The sequence below is a fragment of the Paraliobacillus quinghaiensis genome, from assembly GCF_003426025.1.
Classification (GTDB): Bacteria; Bacillota; Bacilli; order Bacillales; family Amphibacillaceae; genus Paraliobacillus_A; species Paraliobacillus_A quinghaiensis.
In genome coordinates, this window is sequence record NZ_QJSH01000016.1 from 17,054 (window position 1) to 34,144 (window position 17,091).

The window sequence follows — 17,091 nt, forward strand, 5'->3', positions numbered from 1 at the left end:
ATAAATTATATATAGTTAATAATTTATTTCCTTTTAAAATTCATTTTAAACATGACATTATATAAATGTTTTAAAAAAATAAAAACGGATATAGTATTACATGAGCAAATATTATTTAATTAAGGAGGCTAACTATTTATTTCTTAGCAACCACTTTAAAAACTTTTAACATTCGCACTACAGACGGTGAGTTAGGTGAAGTAAAAGATATCTATTTTGATGAGAAATATTGGGCAGTACGCTATTTAGTAGTCGATACCATTAAATGGCTACCAGGTAAGAAAGTATTGTTATCACCAATTTCTTTTGATCATGTAGATTCTAAAAACAGTACAGTAAATATACTGGCATCAACAGATACTGTTAAAAATGCCCCAAACAAAAACGAGGATGAACCAGTCTCTAAACAAGATGAGGTGAATTTAGCTAATCATTATGGGTGGCCAAATTATTGGAGTACAGTAGGACCTTGGGGAGGCTTTGCTAATCCAAGCGTATTAGCCGTATCAAATAAAGCAGCAGAAATTCAAGATGCAACTGAAGCTGACCATATAGATGATCATCATTTAAGAAGTATTAATGAGATAAAAGGTGATTTTACTGGTTATAGTGTAGAAGGATTAGATGGAAAAATAGGACATGTATCTGATTTTGTTATTGATGACACAAAATGGGATATTAGTTATCTAGTTGTTGAAACTAGCCGCTTATTGGTTGGTAACTTTATATTAATAGCAAAAGATTGGGTCCAAGACATTGAATGGCATGATAAAAAAGTGTTTGTGGACATTACAGAAGAACAAGCGAAGGAAGCTGCTGACTTTGATACAGAAAAACCTATTACTAGGGATTATGAAGCAGAACTCTATTCAAAATTAGGAAAACCAAAGCATTGGGATTAATAATGCAGATTTTAAAAGACACGTCTTTAGAAAAGCGTGTCTTTTATTTGTTGTTTTTATGATTATCCTATTTTACACTTTTTAATTTTTTTGAAATATACTTAACGACAACAATATAGTGTTGTACGGATTATATAATACTATCTATTTGCAACAATAGATTTTCTTTTATATAACCAAGAACCTAGCAAGTATGAGACACTTCCCCACAGTAGTACTATGAGAATTCCAAACCAGAGCGATCTTGAAAAAATACTAGCTTCGTAAATCATTGTATCTCTCAATCCATCAACAAAATAGGTTAATGGTAATACATTTGACAGAGGTTGTATCCAACTTGGCATTGTTTCAATTGGGATAAACACACCACTTAAAAACATCATAATAAAGCTTCCGATGTTTGCAACCCCCATGTATGCTTCTGATGTTTTACTAAAAGAAGAGATTAGATAACCGAGCGCATTAAATGAAAGAGCACCAAATAAAAAGACAATACCCAGGCTTAGGAAATTAATATAAAGGTTAGCACCAAACACAAACACTCCTATTAGTGATAACAGAACAATCTGTATGATGCTAAACAGCAGTCGCATTGTCATATCACTTATCCCAAAAATACTCATTTTGGCTGGTGTCATTCGCAATCTTTTGATCAAACCTTTTCTACGCATTTCTACTAAGTCGACCATGCCAAATAATCCACCCTGTGCGATCGCTAGAGCAATCATACCGGTTAAAAGAAAATCGGTATAATTCAATTCAGAACTTCCAGAAGAAATTGTTTTAAATTCCAATTGATACATAGGGACTGTATTCGTTACAGATAGATTTACTTGTTGAACAAGTTTATCTAACATACCTGAAATGGCTTGAGTGGTCACACCTTGCTCGTTTTCTTTGTTTACTATTAGTAAAAGTGAAGTTTTTTCCACTGATCTAGGTAATATAATGGCGGCATCGACTTCTTGATCTTTTACCCATTTCTCTGCTTGCTCTCGATTCACTGCTTCTCCAGACTTTATATCTAGTAGTGCATTTTGATTAATTTGTGCTAAAAGAATTTCTGATGTTTGATTAGAACCCTCATTAACAAGTGCAATTTCTGCACTGAAATCCTCATTTGAACTGCCACTAAAAATAACCATAAAGATTACCATTAATATAACAGGGAAAAATATTCCCCAAAACCAAGCTTGTTTTTCACGCATGGTCAGTTTTAATTGTGCAAGGAACATTTGTTTAAATTGATTTAAGTTATTTTTCATCTTAATCTCTCCACTCCTTGCCAGTAAATGAGATAAAGACATCTTCCAAACTCATTTCGTCAATTGAAACCTGCTCCACACAATATTGTTTTTCTTTTGTAAACCGAAATAAGTTATAAAGAGTATCTTCTGTGTTTGTTGTCCATAGTTTTAATGTTTTTCCGATTTGTTCTGTACGTTCTACAGTTGAAAGTTTCTCAATGAATTGATTAGTGTGGTAAGCTGATTCTTCACCATTTAAGAATGATAGATGTACTTCCTTTTCTTTTGTTAATTTTTCAATAAGTGCAGGTGGTGTATCTAAAGTTACAATCTTACCTTGATCAATAATACAAACCCGATCACTTAATTTTTCTGCTTCTTCCATATAATGGGTTGTTAATATTGTAGTTTTCCCTAAGTTTTTCAACTGTAAAATAATGTCCCAAATGTTACGGCGTGCTTGTGGATCTAAGCCTGTGGTTGGTTCATCTAGAAAAATAATTTCAGGATCACTAATCATTGCAAGCCCGATAGCTAACCTTTGGCGCTGGCCACCTGATAATTTTTTTACGTGGTTATTTTGATGTTCAGTAAGATTGACTAATGCAAGTATTTCTTCTGTAGATTTTGCCTTATTGTAAAATGTTGCAAAAAGGTCTAAGTTTTCTTTCGGTGTCAGTAAATCGAACATTGCACCCGATTGTGGTTGGACTCCAATCTTCATCTTGATGGCATCTGCATCTTTATCCCATTTCAAGTTACCAAATTGTATTTCTCCTTGGTCTGGCTGCACTAAACCTTCAATCATTTCTAATGTAGTCGTTTTTCCTGCACCATTTGGCCCAATAATAGTGAAAATTTCCCCAGCTTTTACTGAGAAACTTATATCACGCACTGCATGAATGGTGCCAAATGACTTCTGTAAATGCTTTACTTCTAAAATCGCCATTAACTAACCTCGCCTTCCTAATAACTTCAACATTTTGATTTTAGCAGATTTCTCATGAAATATTTGGCGAATTTTAGAAACACAGACCTAAATAAAGATATTTTTATCCTTTTCGGCAAGAAGACTCCATCTGACTTGTGTTAGGGGCGAAGCCCAACAATTCAGGTGGAGATGAATTGCTGTCAGCCAATAGGCTGAAATCTTTTGTTTGATTATCATAATTATCCACTATTTAAAGAGCGAATGTTCGCTTTTTTTGTACCCAGTGATATAATTAGTCGTAGATGGGAAGTGTTTTGATATGATAACAAAATTAGACAGTAATAATCATTCAGTATTCTTACTCTACTACCACTTGGTTTTCGTGATTAAGTATCGTAGAAAAGTAGTAAACGATGAGATTTCAGACTACCTGAAAGAACATTTCATACGATTACTTGAGCCAAAAGGAATTACAGTAGAAGAATGGAACCATGATGTCGACCACGTTCATATATTGTTTCGTTCAGTTCCAAATATCGATTTGTCAAAATCTATTAACACTTACAAAAGTGTTAGTTCTCGTTTTGTAAAACGAGATTTCCCTCAGATAAAACAATACCTGTGGAAAGAGATGTTTTGGTCTCGAAGTTATTGTCTTTTGACAACGGGCGGTGCACCTATCGAGACAATTCGTAAATATATAGAGTCTCAAGGAAAATAATCCTAATTAACTCTCTGAGAAAGGTGGTGAACAAAATGACCAGGAAAAAGGCAGTTAAAGTATTGCGTAAACAAAAGAAAACCGAAAACATTCAACGGTTCACTCAAAAACAAAATATTGGACGAGCTAGCCTCACAGCAAAAGAATATCGTCTACTGCAACGCATGACTCATAGTTCAAAAGCATTGCGGAATGTTGGATTATATACAATAAAACAATGTTACTTAAACAACAATAGGATGGCGACGGTGAAGGAAGTGGATGCTGCAATGCAAGCGGATGTGAATTATTGGGGCATTCAATCAAACGCCGTTCAAGCTATTCGTAGAACGTTGTTTTCGGAAGCAAAGAGCTTTTTTAAAGCATTGGAACAATGGAAGAAAACTCCTGAAAAATTTACCGGTCGTCCTAAGTTTCCGAAGTATTCTGGCTCGACTGACAAACGGATTATTGAAATCTACCAAGTTCCGAAAATAGATAAAGATGGATTTTGGACGCTTCCCATGAACGTGGAATTCAGAAAGCGTTTTGGTTCTATCAAAATTCGAATGCCGAAGAACTTGTTAAACCGGAAAATCTCCTATATTGAAATCAAACCTAAGCAAAAAGGTCGGTTCTTTGAGGTGCATTACACGTATGAAGTGTATGTTGCTCAAATGAAAAAAAAATCTACGGCCACGATTAACGCTTTGGGTTGTGATTTAGGTGTAGACCGATTATTGAGTTGTGCAACGAATAAAGGCGACACATTCTTAATCGACGGCAAAAAACTCAAATCTATCAACCAATACTTTAATAAATCCATAAGCAATCTCCAACAGAAAAACATTGAAAACGGTATTTCTAAACGTATGATAACCAATAAAATAGCAGATCTTTGGAACAAACGTGAAGCTCAAATTAACGGATATTTTTCACAAGCCGTCGGTTTGTTGTTCAAAAAAGTGAAGGAATTGAATATCGATACTGTTGTTGTCGGTTATAACGCTGGTTGGAAACAAGCGTCCGATATGGGAAAAAAGAATAATCAACAGTTTGTCCAAATTCCATTTCAGAAACTCCTATCTGCCATTGAAAATAAATGTTTAAAAGAAGGCATTCTTTTCAAAAGACAAGAAGAAAGCTATACCTCAAAAGCTAGTTTCCTAGATAGAGACAGTGTGCCTATTTGGTCAAAAGAGGATAAAACTCACCACCGTTTCAGTGGTAAACGTGTAACGCGTGGTTTGTATCAAAGTCAAGCAGGGCATTGTATTCATGCCGACATCAACGGCGCATTGAATACGCTACAGAAATCAGAAGTTGTGGAATTTGATAAAAATCTCAAAGTGAAAGTGCCATTCTTATTGGCAGTGCAAAAACGTAAGGCTGTTGCCTCGTGCATAGCTTAGTGGGTGTGTCAACCATCCATGTGTATTCGTCACTTTTGTGCCGGAGCTTGTAGTACATAGTGCGTAAGACTATGACTTCGCCGTATTCATTCGGAGAACCTTAACTCATTGTAGGGAGGGTGCAAGTGGAAAAACGATAGTACGTCGCCAGTACCAACCAAAAACTTGCTTGGGCTGTCACCGTAAGGTGGCATGAATTCTAGAGCGTCAAACAGTCTAGTAATAGACGAGAAGACCTAGAGTTCTAACTCAAGCCCCCACTGAGAAGATTTACCTCAGTGGGGGTAGTTGACAATGAATGAAATAGTTATGCACTCTAGTCCAAACTTAAAACGTCCTTAATCATATAAAGTAATAAAGGAGGTATAATAAATGGTAAAAATCTTTATTGATCCTGGACATGGTGGAAACGATCCAGGAGCTACTGCTTATGGGTTAAACGAAAAAGATATTAATCTTAATATTGCATTGAAATTAGATAGATTATTGACGCAATCTTACAAAGAAGTATCTACACGTCTTGCACGAACGTCAGATACTACTGTTACCTTAGATGAAAGAACAAACATGGCAAATGCTTGGGGAGCAGATTACTATCTTTCCATTCACATTAATGCAGGAGGTGGAGTTGGGTTTGAAAGTTACATCTGGAATGGTAGCTTTTCAAATAAAAGGAAAACAGAAAGCTTACGCACTAACATACATGAAGAAATTGTTGAAAATGTTGGGTGGCGTGATCGTGGGAAAAAAGAAGCGAACTTTCATGTTCTAAGAGAATCAAGTATGCCTGCTGTGCTTACTGAGAATGGATTTATTGATAATAGAAATGAAGCCAATGAAATGCGAGAATCTAATTGGATAGAACACATTGCAGAGGCTCATGCTTCGGGTATAGCCAAAGCTTTCAATTTAGTGAGGAAAGCTGAAACAGAAGATCCACAGGAGACCAACACTTTCTATCGCGTCGTAACAGGTTCTTTTAAGTTAGAAAATAATGCAAGGCAACGAAGGTATGTATTAAGAGATCAGGGCTATAATAGTTTCATAGTCGAGTTTACACATGATGGAACGACATATCACCGGGTTGTAACAGGTTCATTTCAAAACAAGTCGAATGCAGAAGTCCGTCAAAAAGAACTAGAAAGAATAGGTTTTGAATCATTTCTTGCAACATTTACACTATAAATTAAAAGAGCAGTACCAATTAAAAATGGCGCTGCTCTTTTTTTGTTAATGAATATGTCGATATAAACCTATTACTTTTCCTAAGATAGATACGTTATCATAGCGTAATGGCTCCATTGTAGCATTTTCAGGTTGAAGGCGTATATGATCTTTCTCTTTAAAGAAACGTTTGACTGTTGCTTCTTCTTCATCAGTCATTGCAACAATAATTTCTCCATTTTGAGCTGTTTGTTGTTGTTTTACAATTACCATATCACCATCTAAGATACCAGCTTCTATCATACTTTCACCCTCAATGACTAAGACAAAAATAGATTGGTCATTAGCATCTCCATTGGTAATAGAATAAGGTAGAGGTACATATTCTTCAATGTTTTCTACAGCTGTAATCGGGATGCCAGCTGTAACTTTACCAATAACAGGTGCAAACGTTGCTTCTCCTTTAGGAATGCTAGTTTCATCCTCAGAATTTAACACTTCAATTGCTCTTGGTTTAGTTGGATCTCTTCTAATATACCCTTTTTTCTCAAGTTGAGAAAGATGACCATGTACAGTAGAGCTTGATGCTAACCCAACAGCTTGTCCTATCTCTCTAACAGAAGGTGGATACCCTTTAGCTTGTACTTGTGTTTTTATGTAATCTAAAATTGTTTCCTGTCGTTTAGAGATTTTTATCATAAATTGTGCACCTCCGTACATATTTTAATAATGCTAGTATAGCATGCATTACTAGAATAGACAAACATTAGTTCTTAAAAATGTTGACAAGAACAAAAGTTCTAGTATAATAAAAATAACAACGAACAGAAGTTCTGTGTTTGAGGAGGAGAACAAATTGTTTAGTGATATTACTAAAGTAGATATTTTTTATTTCATTTCATTTATTCTTACGTTAGTATTTATGTATATTGGATTAATCACAAGTTAAACAAAAGATGGAAGGTAATGAAGGATGCGAGCTATCATATACTGTCGTGTTAGTACAGAAAAAGAAGAACAGTCATCGTCTTTATATCGACAAAAGCAAGAGTTAATTGCTTTGGCAGAACGTGAATCTATGGAAGTTATTGATATAGTAGAGGAAAAACAAAGTGGCTATGAAATTGAACGTGAAGGAATACTTACAATATTAGAAAAATGTGCAAATGATGAAGTGGATTGTCTCCTTATTCAAGATGAAACTAGAATCGGTAGAGGGAATACTAAAATTGCTTTATTTCACCAGTTTTCTAAGTTGGGAGTTAAAATATATGCATTATCAAATCAAGGCGAACTACAATTATCTGAATCAGATTCAATGGTATTACAAATTGTAGGGATTGTGGAAGAATATCAAAGAAAGATTCACAATATAAAAATTAAGAGAGGGATGAAAAAGGCTATTGATAATGGTTTTGATCCCACTAGGAATCTTAGTAATCGTAATCATTCAGCTGGCCGAGAACGAATTGATTTCCCTATCGAAGAAGTTAAGAAATTAAGAGAAAATAAATTAACGTTTTCAGAAATTGCATCTACTTTACGTGGATTAGGTTACCAAGTATCAAAAGCTACTGTCCACCGCAGATACCAGGAATATGAATTACTTGAATCTGATGACGAATTTCGTATAAAATAGAAAGACAAGGATATTATATAAAAGATCCTTGTCTTTTTATTTTTAATGCAGTCTGTAAAGGAGAAAAATTATGCTATCTAAAGATAAATTAGATCGGATTAATGAACTCGCTAAAAAAGCCAAAATTGAGGAGCTAACTGAAACGGAAAAAAGGGAACAAGATGAACTTAGACAAGAGTATTTAAAAAATGTTCGAAAATCTTTTAAAAATCAGTTTAAAGGTATGAAGGTTGTTGATCCTAATGGAGAAGATGTTACACCACAAAAAGTAAAAGATCTTAAAGAAGAGAACAAAAACATTTAATAAACTTGGTTATAGTACTTGTTTATTATCCATTTTCATTATAGGATATTAAATGTACGTACATATTTTCATGAATTTAGAAGGGGGATACAAAGTATGTCAAATCAAACAGAACAACGCTCTATAAATACAATTCGAACGTTAGCTATCGATGCAATTGAAAATGCTAACTCTGGTCACCCTGGGTTACCAATGGGGGCGGCTCCAATGGCCTATACACTATGGACTGACTTTATGGAACACAACCCAAAAAACTCAAGCTGGTTTAATCGTGATAGATTTGTACTATCTGCAGGGCATGGTTCTATGCTGTTGTACTCATTGCTTCACTTATCAGGTTACAAGTTATCAATAGATGATTTAAAAGCATTTCGTCAATGGGGATCTATTACACCTGGACACCCTGAAGTGACACATACCGATGGAGTAGAAGCAACAACTGGACCATTAGGACAAGGTGTTGCAATGTCAGTAGGTATGGCAATGGCTGAGGCACATTTGGCCGCTAAATATAATAAAGATGGATTTAATGTTGTAGACCACTTTACTTATGCACTTGTAAGTGATGGCGATTTAATGGAAGGTATTTCTCATGAAACAGCTTCACTGGCTGGTCATTTAGGATTAGGTAAACTTATTGCATTATATGATTCTAATGATATTTCTTTAGATGGTGAATTAGACCAAGCATTCTCTGAAAATGTAGAAGATCGTTTCAAAGCCTATGGCTGGCAAGTGATAAGAGTAGAAGATGGTAATGATGTTTCAGCGCTTCGTAAAGCGATTAAAGAAGCACAAACAAATCTTGATCAACCAACATTAATTGAAGTGAAGACTGTAATCGGATATGGGTCACCTAACAAATCAGCTTCTTCAGCATCACATGGTGCTCCTTTAGGTGCTGACGAAATTAAATTAACGAAAGAATTCTATGGTTGGGATCATGAAGATTTCCATGTTCCTGAAGATGTATACCAAGATTTCGAGGAAAAAATTGTTAAACGAGGAAAAGAATCTGAAGAATCGTGGAATAAACTATTTGCAGAATATAAAGATGCTCACCCAGAACTTGCTGCTGAGTTTGAAACAGCTATGAAAGGTGAGTTACCAGCTGATTGGGATAAAGATCTTCCTGTGTATGAAGCAGGTGAAGATACACTCGCAACAAGAGCTTCTTCTGGTGAAGTATTAAATGGTGTAGCTAAAGCTGTACCAAACTTCTTTGGTGGAAGTGCTGACTTAGCTGGATCGAATAAAACAAAGATTAATGGCGAAGAAGATTTTTCAAGAAATAATTATGCAGGAAGAAATATATGGTTTGGTGTTCGTGAATTTGCTATGGCAGCTGCGCTAAACGGAATGGCGTTACATGGTGGTTTAAAAGTATTTGGCGGCACGTTCTTCGTATTTAGTGACTATTTACGTCCTGCTGTACGCCTATCTGCTATTCAAGAATTACCAGTAACATATGTATTGACTCATGACTCCATTGCAGTTGGAGAAGATGGTCCAACACATGAGCCAGTTGAACAATTAGCTGCATTCAGAGCTATGCCTAACCTATCAGTGTTGCGTCCTGGTGATGGTAATGAAGTTCAGGCTGCATGGAGACTTGCATTAGAATCTGAAAAAGTTCCAAGTATGCTTGTATTAACTAGACAGAACCTTCCGACTTTACCTGGTACGAAGGAAAATGCTTATGAAGGTGTGAAAAAAGGTGCTTATGTAGTAAGCCCAGCATCTAAAGAAACTGCAGATGCACTTCTACTTGCTTCTGGTTCAGAAGTTCAATTAGCAGTGAAAGCACAAGCTGCACTAAAAGAAAAAGGTTATGATGTAAGTGTTGTAAGTATGCCATCTTGGGATCGTTTCAACAAACAAGATAAAGCATATAAAGAACAAGTTATTCCTTCTACTGTTAAGAAACGTTTAGCAATCGAAATGGCATCTTCATTAGGTTGGGATCGTTACACAGGTGACGAAGGTGACATTCTAGCTATTGATACATTTGGTGCTTCTGCAAATGGTGATAAGATCATGCAAGAGTATGGCTTTACTGTTGAGAACGTAGTTAAAAGATTCGAACAAATGATAAAGGGATAATTTCCGATCTTCCTCACTTTGTTTTTACAAAGTGGGGATTTTTTTGCGTTTTTGACAAAAGAACATTTTTTTCGCTCCTTATTGTGACAAGTTATGCAACTGTATTTTTGTATACTAAATAACAAATAAGGAGGACAAACTTATGCAGAAATATTATGTATTTTTCTTAAATAAAGAAGTAGGCTATGATTTTTTTTACAAACCAGAAGTGCTCTGCAGGTTTTTTCAATCCTATCTATCCAACCAAACTAGAACTGATTTGTCATCGCAGTTCATGTACATAACTAGATTAGTTTCCGCTGATAAATTATTACGTTGCATAAATAAAAAAGGACCGAAAAATCGATATGTGCAAAATAATAGTGTCGTGTATTTTTTAAAGGAAAATGCATCTAACACGTTTGCAATAAATGATAGGTGGCTAGAGGTTAATTGTGAGTCATTAGAAGTGGCTAATACGATGCTATTTGAATGGCTTGAAAAATATGATCATTGCTGCTATATTATGGAACAAAATGGGCGAAATTACGGTTGGCTTTCCCCGATAAAAAAACAAGCCTTGCTTTCCTAGTTCAACTATTGTAATCTTTATTATTGTCTACTATACTATATGAGAGAGAACGTGAAGGAGGAAGGTTAGACATGGGCACGATTTGGGTTGTATTAATTGCTATTTTAGCTTTAATTGCTGGTGTTGCACTTGGATTTTTCATTGCTAGAAAATACATGATGAATTATTTGAAAAAGAACCCACCAATTAATGAACAAATGTTACGTACACTAATGATGCAGATGGGACAAAAACCATCTCAAAAGAAAATTAATCAAATGATGCGTTCAATGAATAATCAGAACCAAGTAAAATAAGTGCACGCAATGATTCTATCTGAATAGACATTGTATTTCATAAATCCCTTGCACCATTTGGTGACAAGGGATTTATATTTTTTATTACGGTATTATAATATAAAATAAAATTTTAAAAAGAAAAGGAAGTATACATGATGTTTTGGGCTATAGCAAGTACTGTTGTTGGTTTAATAATGGCAAGCCTAATGATTTTTATTCGAGCTCGCGCATCCAAACGACCGACAAATGGAGCAAGAATATTACTTCCACCTTTATTTATGAGTACAGGGGCTTTTATGTTTATTATTCCTATGTTTCGCGTTTCATTTCCCCAAGTGATAGAAGCATTAGTAATTGGTATAATATTTTCGGTATTTTTAATTAAATCTACTTCCTTTCAAATAGAAGGGAAGAACATCTATTTAAAACCATCAAAGTACTTTATTATTATTTTGGTGGGTTTATTAATTGCACGAATTATCTTAAAAGTAATGATAAGCTCAACTATCTCAGTGGGTGAGACAAGTGGTATGTTTTTTTTATTAGCATTCGGTATGATTGTGACATGGCGATTAGTAATGTTTTTTAACTATCAGAAATTGAAAAAAGAACTCTAGATCTTTGTTTTTCTGTCTAAAAAAGCTTAAATTTTTTAGATAAATTTAAATTATTTGTTAATTCGATCATATTTCAAAAAAACTGCTAATATATTTAAAAAGACTATGTTATAATTGCCAAGTAATGGCATGGTGGGTTAGGTAATGTAAAAGGGGGATACTTTTTGTGACGTTTGAAAATGAACTGGATAAAAAAAGCAACACCTGTACTACATTTTCTGTTGATAAACAACCTAGTGATTTCACATTGTCATTTTTACCTGCGAATATTCTGGGTTGGATTGAAAAAGAGGGATTTGACTTTTATACGGTTTGTGATGATCAGGGTAAGATTGTCTATGTATCAGAATCAGTCGAAAGAATCCTGAATTATCAGCAAGAGGACTTAATTGGTACTCATGTATTTAAATACTTATCTTCAAAAACCAATTCATACAAACACAGCCTTGACTCCCAAATTTATGATGTAAAAAAAATTACTTTTAGTGTTCAGGATGCATTAGAGCGATATCTTTGGGTGGCTTCAACAATAACACCTTTATTTATACGCGAAACACAATCGAATTTATATATTGCACTATCTAAAGACGTTACAGACCAAAAAGAAGCAGAAGAGATTTTGGTTAGATCTGAAAAAATGTCTGTAGCTGGGCAATTAGCAGCAGGAGTTGCACATGAAATACGAAATCCACTTACCTCTTTAAAAGGTTTTGTGCAACTGTTACAAGCAGGGATTGATGGTAAAGATGAATATTATAAAATAATGATTGATGAAATTGATAAGATTAACTCAATTACTTCTGAACTATTATTTATTGCCAAACCAATGACAGATGATCGTAAAGAAGAAATTATTTCTTGTATGTTACAAGACGTTATTATTTTATTAAATACACAAGCAAAAATATATAATATTACGTTAAATTTAGAAGTAGAATCGGATCAGACCATTTACTGTAATAGAACACAAATGAAGCAAGTTTTTATTAATTTAATTAAAAATGCTATCGAAGAGATGGATAAAGGTGGGGTAATTTCGGTTTGTGTCACTTCAGATCAAAACTATTGTTATATTGAAATAATAGACCAAGGTCCGGGTATCTCATCACATATAATACATAAATTAAAAGAACCATTCTTTACTACAAAAAAAGAAGGAACCGGTTTAGGTTTGATGATTTCAAATAAAATTATTGAGAATCACAATGGCAAAATTGATATTAAATCAAATCAAGACATAGGTAGCACATTTTGTATTTGTTTACCATTAAGTAAAAAAGAGACTAACTAATAGTCTGGTACAGCCAAGAGCAATCAATGGATTGATTGTTCTTGGCTGTACTATTTTATTTATCCAGCATTGTTTTAGGTCTTAAAGGGAACTTTTCTTTATAGATCGTGGCTAGCGTTCTTTTTCTGTCTACTATGATTTTGGTTTTTAACTTTCTTTGAGCCGCTTAAAGGTTTGTTTGGTTTCTCGGATTTTTTGTCTGCCATTTAATTCGCCTCCTTTATATTTAAAGTATGTTGATGAGTAGATTTTATCCAAAACAGTACATAGGATTGCTGGTGGATTATACTAAATTTAACTGAATATTTTTAAAATATTTTACTTATTTGCGAATTTACATTAAAATATATAAATACATAGGTATTTTGCACTTTTATACGGAAGCGAAGAGCAAGATGTGTAATTTTTATTAGGGGGTAAAATGTATGACAGAAAAGAATCATACGATTGACGCGCAACAAAACTTTAATTTGAACGGGAAAACATACAACTATTATCAATTAAAGACACTAGAAGAAGCGGGCATTGGAGAGATTGCACGTCTACCTTTTTCTATTCGTGTATTATTAGAATCGTTACTACGACAATATGATGGACGAGTTATTAAAGATGAACATATTGCCGGCCTTGCTAACTGGGGGAAGGTTGAAAAAACGGATGTACCTTTTAAGCCTTCACGTGTTATTTTGCAAGACTTCACTGGTGTTCCTGCTGTAGTTGACTTAGCATCACTTCGTAAAGCGATGGTTGATCTAGGTGGATCGCCTGATAAAATCAATCCTGAAGTCCCTGTTGATTTAGTTATTGATCACTCTGTACAAGTTGATCAATTTGGCACAAATCAAGCTTTATTAGCAAATATGGGATTAGAGTTTGAACGAAATGCTGAACGCTATGAATTTTTAAATTGGGCACAAAAAGCTTTTGAAAACTACCGAGTAGTGCCTCCAGCGACAGGTATTGTTCACCAAGTAAATCTAGAATATATTGCTAATGTAGTTCACTCAATTGAAAACGAAAACGGTGAATATGATGCATTTCCAGATACATTAGTTGGAACTGATTCACACACAACAATGATTAACGGTCTAGGTGTTCTAGGTTGGGGTGTTGGTGGTATCGAAGCTGAAGCTGGTATGCTAGGACAACCTTCTTATTTACCTGCACCAGAAGTTATTGGTGTTAAATTTACTGGAAGTTATCCAAATGGAACAACCGCAACTGACTTAGCGCTTAAAGTGACACAAGTATTACGTGAGAAAAAAGTGGTTGGAAAGTTTGTTGAATACTTTGGTCCTGGTTTACAAGATATGCCTCTTGCTGATCGTGCTACAATTTCTAATATGGCTCCTGAATATGGGGCAACTTGTGGTTTCTTCCCAGTTGACCAAGAAGCATTAAATTACTTACATTTAACTGGTAGAAGTAAAGAACATATTGCACTAGTTGAAAAATATTGCAAAGAAAATAATTTATGGTACTCTCCAGATCAAGCTGATCCAGAGTTTACTGATTTAGTTGAAATTAACTTATCGGAGTTAGAACCGAATTTATCTGGTCCTAAACGTCCACAAGATTTAATTCCTTTATCAGATATGAAAAAAGTATTTCATGAAACGATTTCCAATCCAGCAGGAAACCAAGGATTTGGATTAGATAAAACTGAATTTAATAAAGAAGCTGTAGTAGAACATCCTAATGGTGAAACATCAAAAATGAAAACTGGGTCTGTTGCGATTGCTGCAATTACTTCTTGTACAAATACATCGAACCCTTATGTTATGTTGGGTGCGGGTCTGCTTGCTAAAAAAGCAGTTGAAAAAGGATTGGAAGTACCAAGTTATGTGAAAACTTCTTTAGCTCCAGGTTCTAAAGTAGTTACGAGATATCTTGAAGATGCAGGTCTAATGCCTTATCTAAACAAACTTGGTTTTAATTTAGTAGGTTACGGCTGTACTACTTGTATTGGTAACTCGGGTCCATTAGCGCCTGAGGTTGAACAAGCTATTACTAATACAGATTTAACAGTTTCATCGGTGCTATCTGGTAACCGTAACTTTGAAGGACGTATTCATCCGTTAGTTAAAGCAAATTACTTAGCATCACCACCGTTAGTAGTTGCTTATGCTTTAGCTGGAACAGTTGATATCGATATTAAAGACGAACCACTTGGTGAAGATGAAGAAGGAAATCCTATTTACTTCGCTGATTTATGGCCTACGATGGAAGAAGTTCGTTCTGAAGTTGCAAAAGTTGTCACTCCAGAAATCTTCAAAAAAGAATATGAAGATATTTTTGAATCAAATGAACAATGGAATGCAATTGAAACTACAGATGAGCCGATTTATGAATGGAATGAGGACTCTACTTATATTCAAAATCCACCATTTTTCGAAGGATTATCTAAAGATGCAGATACAGTAAAACCGCTTGATGGATTACGTGTTATCGGTAAATTTGCTGATTCTGTAACAACTGATCACATATCACCGGCTGGTGCAATCGCAAAAGATATGCCAGCAGGTAAATACTTGCAAGAAAAAGGTGTTTCACCTAGAAACTTTAACTCATATGGTTCAAGACGTGGTAATCACCAAGTGATGATGCGTGGAACATTTGGAAATATTCGAATCAAAAATATGCTTGCTCCCGGTACAGAAGGTGGCTATACGACTTACTGGCCGACTGAGGAAGTAATGCCAATTTATGATGCTGCAATGAAATATCAGGAAGACAATACTGGATTATTAATTATTGCTGGAAATGATTATGGAATGGGAAGTTCTCGTGATTGGGCAGCAAAAGGTACGAATTTACTTGGCATCAAGACTGTTATTGCAGAAAGTTATGAAAGGATTCATCGCAGTAATTTAGTGATGATGGGCGTATTGCCACTTCAATTTAAAGAAGAGGATAGTGCAGAGTCACTTGGGTTAACTGGAACAGAAACATTTAAAATTCAAATTGATGAAGCGGTGAACCCTAATGAACTTGTTCATGTTACCGCAACAAAAGAAGATGGAAGCTCAGTGCAATTTGATGTGATAGCCCGCTTTGATAGTGAAGTGGAGATTGATTATTACCGCCATGGTGGTATATTACAAAAAGTATTACGTGATAAATTAAAATAATACCGCTTTTTAAAACAACTAGCTCTTATGCTAGTTGTTTTTTTTTAGTAAAGGAACTTGCGCTTTTGTTTTGACAATTACTAAATCGTTAGTATGAATTATCAGAATAATGGGAAAGATTTTACTAATAAAAGAAACGGAGTGATACAGGTGACGCGTAGTAATAACATATCCTTTCAGGAATTAGTTGCAGAGAATAAGAGAGAAATTATGGAAAACAAAGAAATTATGGATAAAATCACGGATCGAATAGAAGAAAAAATTCATGCCACAATAAACAACAACGTCTCTTCCTGAAAATTTTGGCTCGTATGAAACATATCGATAGAGCCAAACTAATGTTGAAGTATTAGAAAGGGGCTATTTGAATGAGTAATCCAAAACGTAATTATACTGAACAATTTAGACCAGATCACCTTGGAACACAACCTCGAAAGGCTAGAGCCAATAAAGGAAAACAAATGGCAACCAAAACAAATGAACAACCCGATATTATTCAAACAAAAGGTGAATAGGAGGAAAAACTATGGGAAATAAAAAGATGCCACAACCTAATCCGGACAACCGTGCGGATAATGTAGAGAAATTACAAGAAATGGTGCAAAATACAATTCAAAACATTGAAGAAGCTCATGATACAATGCAATTCGCAAGTGAAGAGGAAAAAGAAAATATTAAAGCAAAAAATGCAAGAAGAGAAGAGTCTTTAGAAGCAATGCGTTCAGAAATTAAAGATGAATACAAACAAGCTCACGAATAGGCTCATTTCGTAAATATCGTTGCTTATAAAAATGCGGATTT

General features: G+C 34.7%; 19 protein-coding genes. 15 read left to right on the top strand and 4 right to left on the bottom strand.

Translation table 11 applies throughout. The features are described from left to right. Positions 1-134 precede the first annotated feature (134 nt). A complete protein-coding gene (locus D2K40_RS11210) occupies positions 135-902 on the top strand; it encodes a PRC-barrel domain-containing protein (RefSeq protein ID WP_117155978.1) in 768 nt (255 codons plus the stop codon). Positions 903-1,042: 140 nt separating this feature from the next. On the opposite strand, the gene D2K40_RS11215 is transcribed toward D2K40_RS11210, so the two are convergent. Together D2K40_RS11215 and D2K40_RS11220 are read right to left on the bottom strand one after the other, a co-directional pair. Continuing rightward, positions 1,043-2,167: an ABC transporter permease gene (locus D2K40_RS11215; RefSeq protein ID WP_229666737.1), complete on the bottom strand. Its 1,125-nt coding sequence runs from the start codon at positions 2,165-2,167 to the stop codon at positions 1,043-1,045. 1 nt (position 2,168) lies between these two features. Further along, positions 2,169-3,098 carry an ABC transporter ATP-binding protein gene (locus D2K40_RS11220; RefSeq protein ID WP_117155980.1) on the bottom strand — a complete coding sequence of 310 codons (930 nt, stop codon included), beginning with the start codon at positions 3,096-3,098 and terminating at the stop codon, positions 2,169-2,171. Positions 3,099-3,399: 301 nt separating this feature from the next. On the opposite strand from D2K40_RS11220, the gene tnpA reads away from it, so the two are divergent. The 3 genes from tnpA (at position 3,400) to D2K40_RS11235 (ending at position 6,377) form a co-directional block, all read left to right on the top strand. Next, positions 3,400-3,801, top strand: coding sequence for an IS200/IS605 family transposase (gene tnpA / locus D2K40_RS11225; protein ID WP_117155983.1), 402 nt, complete (start codon positions 3,400-3,402; stop codon positions 3,799-3,801). Positions 3,802-3,836: 35 nt separating this feature from the next. Then, positions 3,837-5,192, top strand: coding sequence for an RNA-guided endonuclease TnpB family protein (locus D2K40_RS11230; RefSeq protein WP_117155984.1), 1,356 nt, complete (start codon positions 3,837-3,839; stop codon positions 5,190-5,192). Positions 5,193-5,564: 372 nt separating this feature from the next. After that, on the top strand, positions 5,565-6,377 hold the full coding sequence (locus D2K40_RS11235; RefSeq protein ID WP_117155986.1) for an N-acetylmuramoyl-L-alanine amidase: 813 nt from the start codon (positions 5,565-5,567) through the stop codon (positions 6,375-6,377). 45 nt (positions 6,378-6,422) lie between these two features. Here the strand turns inward: D2K40_RS11235 and lexA are convergent, their stop codons facing one another. After that, a complete protein-coding gene (lexA, locus tag D2K40_RS11240; protein WP_117155988.1) occupies positions 6,423-7,055 on the bottom strand; it encodes a transcriptional repressor LexA in 633 nt (210 codons plus the stop codon). Positions 7,056-7,329: 274 nt separating this feature from the next. Between lexA and D2K40_RS11245 the strand changes: the two genes are divergently transcribed. From D2K40_RS11245 to D2K40_RS11275, 7 genes are all read left to right on the top strand, one after another. Beyond that, the gene (locus D2K40_RS11245) at positions 7,330-7,995 is read left to right on the top strand and encodes a YneB family resolvase-like protein (RefSeq protein ID WP_117155990.1); all 666 of its coding nucleotides are present in this window, start codon (positions 7,330-7,332) and stop codon (positions 7,993-7,995) included. Between the two features lie 70 nt (positions 7,996-8,065). Continuing rightward, complete coding sequence (locus D2K40_RS11250; RefSeq protein ID WP_117155992.1) at positions 8,066-8,299, top strand: DUF896 domain-containing protein; 234 nt, start codon at positions 8,066-8,068, stop codon at positions 8,297-8,299. Between the two features lie 96 nt (positions 8,300-8,395). Next, complete coding sequence (gene tkt, locus D2K40_RS11255; protein WP_117155994.1) at positions 8,396-10,402, top strand: transketolase; 2,007 nt, start codon at positions 8,396-8,398, stop codon at positions 10,400-10,402. Positions 10,403-10,544: 142 nt separating this feature from the next. Continuing rightward, positions 10,545-10,973: a sporulation inhibitor of replication protein SirA gene (gene sirA, locus D2K40_RS11260; protein ID WP_117155996.1), complete on the top strand. Its 429-nt coding sequence runs from the start codon at positions 10,545-10,547 to the stop codon at positions 10,971-10,973. A 71-nt stretch (positions 10,974-11,044) separates the two neighbouring features. After that, positions 11,045-11,269, top strand: coding sequence for a YneF family protein (locus D2K40_RS11265; RefSeq protein ID WP_117155998.1), 225 nt, complete (start codon positions 11,045-11,047; stop codon positions 11,267-11,269). A gap of 137 nt (positions 11,270-11,406) precedes the next feature. Further along, a complete protein-coding gene (locus tag D2K40_RS11270) occupies positions 11,407-11,868 on the top strand; it encodes a CcdC family protein (protein ID WP_117156000.1) in 462 nt (153 codons plus the stop codon). A gap of 166 nt (positions 11,869-12,034) precedes the next feature. Beyond that, the gene (locus D2K40_RS11275) at positions 12,035-13,159 is read left to right on the top strand and encodes an ATP-binding protein (protein WP_229666739.1); all 1,125 of its coding nucleotides are present in this window, start codon (positions 12,035-12,037) and stop codon (positions 13,157-13,159) included. A gap of 98 nt (positions 13,160-13,257) precedes the next feature. Here the strand turns inward: D2K40_RS11275 and D2K40_RS11280 are convergent, their stop codons facing one another. Beyond that, on the bottom strand, positions 13,258-13,365 hold the full coding sequence (locus tag D2K40_RS11280) for a small acid-soluble spore protein P (protein WP_117156004.1): 108 nt from the start codon (positions 13,363-13,365) through the stop codon (positions 13,258-13,260). 219 nt (positions 13,366-13,584) lie between these two features. On the opposite strand from D2K40_RS11280, the gene acnA reads away from it, so the two are divergent. From acnA to tlp, 4 genes are all read left to right on the top strand, one after another. Beyond that, positions 13,585-16,290 carry an aconitate hydratase AcnA gene (gene acnA / locus D2K40_RS11285; protein ID WP_117156006.1) on the top strand — a complete coding sequence of 902 codons (2,706 nt, stop codon included), beginning with the start codon at positions 13,585-13,587 and terminating at the stop codon, positions 16,288-16,290. Positions 16,291-16,440: 150 nt separating this feature from the next. Further along, complete coding sequence (locus D2K40_RS11290) at positions 16,441-16,587, top strand: FbpB family small basic protein (protein WP_229666741.1); 147 nt, start codon at positions 16,441-16,443, stop codon at positions 16,585-16,587. A 71-nt stretch (positions 16,588-16,658) separates the two neighbouring features. Further along, positions 16,659-16,805, top strand: a complete 147-nt coding sequence (locus tag D2K40_RS11295) for an acid-soluble spore protein N (protein ID WP_117156010.1) — start codon at positions 16,659-16,661, stop codon at positions 16,803-16,805. A gap of 26 nt (positions 16,806-16,831) precedes the next feature. Further along, a complete protein-coding gene (gene tlp, locus D2K40_RS11300; protein ID WP_117156063.1) occupies positions 16,832-17,050 on the top strand; it encodes a small acid-soluble spore protein Tlp in 219 nt (72 codons plus the stop codon). The last annotated feature ends 41 nt before the right edge of the window (positions 17,051-17,091 follow it).

Excerpts from the sequence above, each read along its gene's own strand:
- D2K40_RS11215 (WP_229666737.1), bottom strand. The coding sequence starts at position 2,167 with ATGAAAAATAACTTAAATCAATTTAAACAAATGTTCCTTGCACAATTA.
- D2K40_RS11220 (WP_117155980.1), bottom strand. The coding sequence starts at position 3,098 with ATGGCGATTTTAGAAGTAAAGCATTTACAGAAGTCATTTGGCACCATT.
- tnpA (WP_117155983.1), top strand. The coding sequence starts at position 3,400 with ATGATAACAAAATTAGACAGTAATAATCATTCAGTATTCTTACTCTAC.
- D2K40_RS11230 (WP_117155984.1), top strand. The coding sequence starts at position 3,837 with ATGACCAGGAAAAAGGCAGTTAAAGTATTGCGTAAACAAAAGAAAACC.
- D2K40_RS11235 (WP_117155986.1), top strand. The coding sequence starts at position 5,565 with ATGGTAAAAATCTTTATTGATCCTGGACATGGTGGAAACGATCCAGGA.
- lexA (WP_117155988.1), bottom strand. The coding sequence starts at position 7,055 with ATGATAAAAATCTCTAAACGACAGGAAACAATTTTAGATTACATAAAA.
- D2K40_RS11245 (WP_117155990.1), top strand. The coding sequence starts at position 7,330 with ATGCGAGCTATCATATACTGTCGTGTTAGTACAGAAAAAGAAGAACAG.
- D2K40_RS11250 (WP_117155992.1), top strand. The coding sequence starts at position 8,066 with ATGCTATCTAAAGATAAATTAGATCGGATTAATGAACTCGCTAAAAAA.
- tkt (WP_117155994.1), top strand. The coding sequence starts at position 8,396 with ATGTCAAATCAAACAGAACAACGCTCTATAAATACAATTCGAACGTTA.
- sirA (WP_117155996.1), top strand. The coding sequence starts at position 10,545 with ATGCAGAAATATTATGTATTTTTCTTAAATAAAGAAGTAGGCTATGAT.
- D2K40_RS11265 (WP_117155998.1), top strand. The coding sequence starts at position 11,045 with ATGGGCACGATTTGGGTTGTATTAATTGCTATTTTAGCTTTAATTGCT.
- D2K40_RS11270 (WP_117156000.1), top strand. The coding sequence starts at position 11,407 with ATGTTTTGGGCTATAGCAAGTACTGTTGTTGGTTTAATAATGGCAAGC.
- D2K40_RS11280 (WP_117156004.1), bottom strand. The coding sequence starts at position 13,365 with ATGGCAGACAAAAAATCCGAGAAACCAAACAAACCTTTAAGCGGCTCA.
- acnA (WP_117156006.1), top strand. The coding sequence starts at position 13,585 with ATGACAGAAAAGAATCATACGATTGACGCGCAACAAAACTTTAATTTG.
- D2K40_RS11295 (WP_117156010.1), top strand. The coding sequence starts at position 16,659 with ATGAGTAATCCAAAACGTAATTATACTGAACAATTTAGACCAGATCAC.
- tlp (WP_117156063.1), top strand. The coding sequence starts at position 16,832 with ATGCCACAACCTAATCCGGACAACCGTGCGGATAATGTAGAGAAATTA.